At 72.1% G+C, this 4910-nt stretch carries 4 protein-coding genes; all 4 read left to right on the top strand.

The window, feature by feature from the left end; all coding sequences use genetic code 11:
• Positions 1 to 716, top strand: a 716-nt coding sequence (locus QH283_RS18810) for an SDR family NAD(P)-dependent oxidoreductase (RefSeq protein WP_280504299.1), incomplete at its 5' end; no start/stop codon positions are given.
• Between the two features lie 166 nt (positions 717 to 882).
• On the top strand, positions 883 to 1866 hold the full coding sequence (locus QH283_RS18805) for an MDR family oxidoreductase (RefSeq protein WP_280504298.1): 984 nt from the start codon (positions 883 to 885) through the stop codon (positions 1864 to 1866).
• 13 nt (positions 1867 to 1879) lie between these two features.
• Positions 1880 to 3076: an FAS1-like dehydratase domain-containing protein gene (locus QH283_RS18800; RefSeq protein WP_280504297.1), complete on the top strand. Its 1197-nt coding sequence runs from the start codon at positions 1880 to 1882 to the stop codon at positions 3074 to 3076.
• Positions 3077 to 3101: 25 nt separating this feature from the next.
• Positions 3102 to 4817 (top strand): class I adenylate-forming enzyme family protein, encoded by a 1716-nt coding sequence (locus tag QH283_RS18795; RefSeq protein WP_280504296.1) that lies wholly within the window; start codon positions 3102 to 3104, stop codon positions 4815 to 4817.
• Positions 4818 to 4910: the final 93 nt, after the last annotated feature.

Below are 4910 nucleotides of genomic sequence, written 5' to 3'. Positions count from 1 at the left end.
GCCGGGGGGCGCCCTCGGGGGTGGGGGGGGCGGTCGCGGCGGCGCGGGCGGGGGTGGGCGCCCGGGTGTCGCTGGGCGCACGGCGCGCCGAGCGGCTCGGCGCACTCGCCGCGCGGCTGGACGGCCTGGCCGTGGCCCGCGACCTGACCGACCCCGCACAGGCCGCCACCGCGGTCGCCGAGACCGCCGAGCGGCTCGGCCCGCCGGAGATCCTGGTCAACGCGGCGGGCAACCGGTTCACCACCGAGCGCGCCGAGTCCGAGCCGCTGGCGGCGATCGAGCGAACTCTCGCGCTCAATCTCGTCGCTCCGATGCTGTTGTCCCAGGCGGTGTTCCCGCACATGCGTGCGGTCGGTCGCGGCTCGATCGTCAACGTCTCCTCCATCAGCGGCCGCGTCGGCGTGCCGGGCATCCCGCAGGCGTCCTACGCCGCGAGCAAGGCGGGCCTGTCCGGGCTGACCGCCGAGCTGGCCGTGCAGTGGGGCAGGCACGCCATCCGGGTGAACACCGTCGCGCCGGGCTTCTTCCGCAGCGATATCACCGGCGAGCTCTACGACAGCGACCGCGGCGCGGCCTACCTGCGCCGCAACATCGCGCTGCCGGTCGAGGCGGCCGCCGAGGACATGGTCGGCGCCATCACCTGGCTGGCCGGGGACGCCGCCCGCTACGTCACCGGCCAGACGGTCGTCGTGGACGGCGGCTGGACCGCGCGCTGAGCGGGGCATCCGCACCGTTGACACCGCACACCAACGATGAAAGCATTATTTCGACCGTAGGAGAATTCGATTCTCATTCACGGAACGCGGGTTCGCATGTCGGTCATGGGATCCCGCACCGAGCCGAATCTCCCCCGGCGCCGCCGGAAGGAAGGACTCCCCCAGAATGTTCTCCGCACTGTTCCTCGAGAAGAGCGACACCGGCCCGAAGGTCGCGGTGACCGACCTCGACGAGGCGGCCCTGCCCGACGGCGACGTGACCGTCGAGGTGCGCTATTCCACGCTGAACTACAAGGACGCGCTGGCGATCACCGGCAGCTCCCCCGTGGTCAGGACGTTCCCGATGGTCCCCGGCATCGATTTCGCCGGTGTGGTCACCGATTCCGCGCATCCGCACTGGTCGCCGGGTGACCGGGTGGTGCTCAACGGCTGGGGCGTGGGCGAAACCCGTTGGGGCGGGCTGTCCCAGCGCGCCCGCGTGCGCGGCGACTGGCTGATCCCGCTGCCCTCGGTGTTCACCGAACGCCAGGCCATGGCCATCGGCACCGCGGGCTACACCGCGAGCCTGTGTGTGGAAGCGCTGGCCGGGCACGGCATCACCCCGGATCAGGGCGAGATCCTGGTGACCGGCGCGACCGGCGGCGTCGGCAGCGTGGCGATCGCCCTGCTCACCGCGGCCGGGTTCACCGTCACCGCCGCCACCGGCAAGACCGCCGAAGGCGACTACCTGCGCGAACTCGGCGCGGGCGCGATCATCGACCGCGCCGAGCTGGCCGAGCGCGGGAAGCCGTTGCAGAAGGAGCGGTTCGCGGGTGTGGTGGACACCGCGGGCAGCCACACCCTGGCCAACGCCGCCGCCCGGACCCGTTACGGCGGGGCGGTAGCGGCCTGCGGGCTGGCCCAGGGCATGGACTTCCCCGGCACCGTCGCGCCGTTCATCCTGCGCGGTGTCACCCTCTACGGCATCGACAGCGTCATGGCCTCCCGGCCCCGCCGCCGCGCCGCCTGGGAGCGGTTGGCCCGCGACCTCGATCCACGGGTGCTCGAGTCCATCGTCGAGGAGATCCCGTTGGCCGAGGCCGTGGCGGCGGCGGACCGGTTCCTCGCGGGCACGGTGCGCGGCCGCGTCGTCGTCGACGTCAACCGCTGAGCAGGAGCGCATCGTGGCAACGAAGAAGGCAGCCGAGCCCGGCCCCGAGCTCGACCTCAGCGATGTGGAACACCGGGTCGGCAAGCCGGTGGGCGGCGGGCAGCTGTGGGAACCGTGCGGCAGCTCCGACATCCGCCGCTGGGTGATGGCGATGGACTACCCGAATCCGCTGCACTGGGACGAGGAGTTCGCCCGCGAGTCCCGCTACGGCGGGCTGATCGCGCCGCAGTCGATCGCGGTGGCGCTGGACTACGGGCACGGCGCGCAGCCCGCCTGCGTCGGACGCATCCCCGGCAGCCACCTGATCTTCGGCGGCGAGGAGTGGTGGTTCTACGGCACCCCGATACGGCCCGGCGACACGCTGTTCCAGCAGCGGCGTTTCCACGACTACAAGGTGGTGCAGACCAAGTTCGCCGGGCCGACCATGTTCTCCCGCGGCGACACCACGCACCGCAACCAGCACGGCGCCCTGGTGGCGCGCGAACGGTCGACGGCCATCCGGTATCTCGCGGCCGAGGCGACCGAACGCGGCATGTACGACAACCAGCTCGGCGAGATCCGGCGCTGGTCGGAGGAGGAGCTGCGCGAGATCGAGCAGCTGCGCCACGAGTGGCTGCTGTCCAACCGGCTCGGCGTCTCCCCGCACTTCGACGAGGTGAAGGTCGGCGACAGGCTGCCGCGGCGGGTGATCGGCCCGCACAGCATCGCCACCTTCACCACCGAGTACCGGGCGTTCCTGTTCAACATCTGGGGCACCTTCCACTGGACCGCCCCCGAGGGCGTCGCGGACCCGTGGATCAACCAGGACCCCGGCTGGACCGAGGGTTTCGCCTTCGACGAGGAGGGCGCGCGCATCGACCCGCGCAAACGCGACGGCCTGTACGTCGGACCGTCGCGCGGGCACATCGACGCCGACAAGGCGGGCGCGGTCGGCATGGCGCGCGCCTACGGTTACGGCGCGACCATGGGCGCCTGGTGCACCGACTATCTCGCCTACTGGGCGGGCAACGACGGCATGGTCCGGCACAGCAAGGCCGACTTCCGCGGCCCCGCCTTCGAGGGCGATGTCACCTATTTCGACGCCGAGGTCGTCGACAAGGACCCGGATTCGGCATGGGGCGTGCCGCTGGTGCAGGTGCGGTTGCGGCTGACCAATCAGGATTCCGCGGTGCTGGTGGACTGCACCGCCGAGATCGAACTGCCGTACTGAGGCGGCGCCGGAGGAGAAGATCGACATGGCCACCACCCCCATCGAGCACGCCGGGGCGCGGGCGATCGCCTCGGGGCCGCCGCTGGCCGAGGAACCCGGCCTCGGCGCGCTCACCCTGCCCGGGTTCCTGCGCGAGGTCACCGCCGCCTACAGCGAACGCATCGCCCTGGTCGCGCACACCGAGTCCGGCATCGTCTCGTGGACCTACCGTGCGCTGTGGGAACGATCGGTGTCGGTGGCCCGGGCGCTGCTGGCCGCAGGCACGGGCAAGGACACCCGCGTCGGCGTGCTGATGACCAACCGGCCGGAGTGGCTGGCGGCGGTGTTCGGCACCGCACTGGCCGGTGGCGTCGCGGTCCCGCTCAGCACCTTCTCCACCCGCGCCGAACTGCACGATCTGCTCACCATCTCCGGGGTCTCGGTGCTGCTGTTCGAACGCACCGTGGCACGCACCGATTTCGCCGAGACGCTGACCGGACTCGAACCCACGCTCGGCACAGTCGCGCCCGGAACCCTGCGATCGCACACCTACCCCTTCCTGCGCCGCCTCGCGGTGGTCGGCGACGCGCCGTCCGGCGGGGCGATCGAGAGCTGGACCGACTTCCTCGCCGGTGGGGCGGACGAGCCGGTCGCGGTGGTGGAGGCGACCGCGGCGGCGGTGCGTCCCAGCGACACCGCCGTGCTGTTCTTCTCCTCGGGCACCACCAGCAAGCCCAAGGGCATCCGCAGCGCGCACCGGGGCGTGGCGGTGCAGATGTGGCGGTTCCGCCGGATGTTCGGTTTCGGTCCCGAGGACACCGTGCGCTGCTGGACGGCCAACGGCTTCTTCTGGTCCGGCAACTTCGGTCAGGCGCTCGGCGCCACCCTCGCCGCGGGTGGCGCTCTCGTCCTGCAACGCACTTTCGACGCCGAGGAGGCGCTCGCCCTGCTCGAGTCCGAGCGGGTGACCTTCCCGGTCGCCTGGCCACACCAGTGGGCCCAGCTCGCCGACGCTCCCAACTGGGCCGACGCCGACCTGAGCGCGCTGCGTTTCGTCGACATCGACACCCCCGCCGCCGCCCACCCCACCGTGCACACCACCTGGACCCAGCCCGGCCGCGCCTACGGCAACACCGAGACCTTCACCATCTCCACCTGCTATCCCGCCTGCACTCCCGAGGACGAGCACGCGGGCAGCAGCGGAATCCCGTTGCCCGGCAATACGATCAAGATCGCCGACCCGCTGACCGGGGCCGTGCTGACCCGGGGCGAGGCGGGCGAGATCTGTGTCAAGGGCCCGACCCTGATGCTCGGCTACGAGGGCGTCCCCCTCGACGAGACCCTGGACTCCGAGGGCTACTTCCCCACCGGTGACAGCGGCTACCTCGACGAGACGGGCCGCCTGTACTGGAAAGGCCGCCTCACCGATCTCATCAAGACCGGTGGCGCGAACGTCTCCCCCCTGGAGGTCGACGAGGTGCTCGCCCGCCATCCCGGCGTGAAGATCGGCCGCACCGTCGGGGTTCCGCACGACACCCTCGGCGAGGCGGTCGTCGCCTGCGTCGTGCCGCACACCGGGGCGACGATCGATCCCGACAAGTTGCGCGCCTTCCTCCGCGAGCGGCTCGCCGCCTACAAGGTGCCAAGGCACGTCCTGTTCTTCACCGAGGCCGACCTGGCGCTCACCGGCAGCGCGAAGATCCGCTCCGCCGACCTGCGGACGCTGGCCGCCGAACGACTCGGCGGCGCCGAGAGCCCCTGAGCGACCGGCGCGGTCACCGGCCCGGCCGGGCGGCGGCAACGAGGTCGCCGCCGGGCCCCGCGCCCGGGGCCCGCGCCGGGGGGGGGGGGGGGG

It is taken from the genome of Nocardia farcinica (assembly GCF_029867845.1).
Classification (GTDB): Bacteria; Actinomycetota; Actinomycetes; order Mycobacteriales; family Mycobacteriaceae; genus Nocardia; species Nocardia farcinica_A.
The sequence above is the reverse complement of the archived record's forward strand: the minus strand, read 5'-3'. Positions and strand labels throughout refer to the sequence as shown.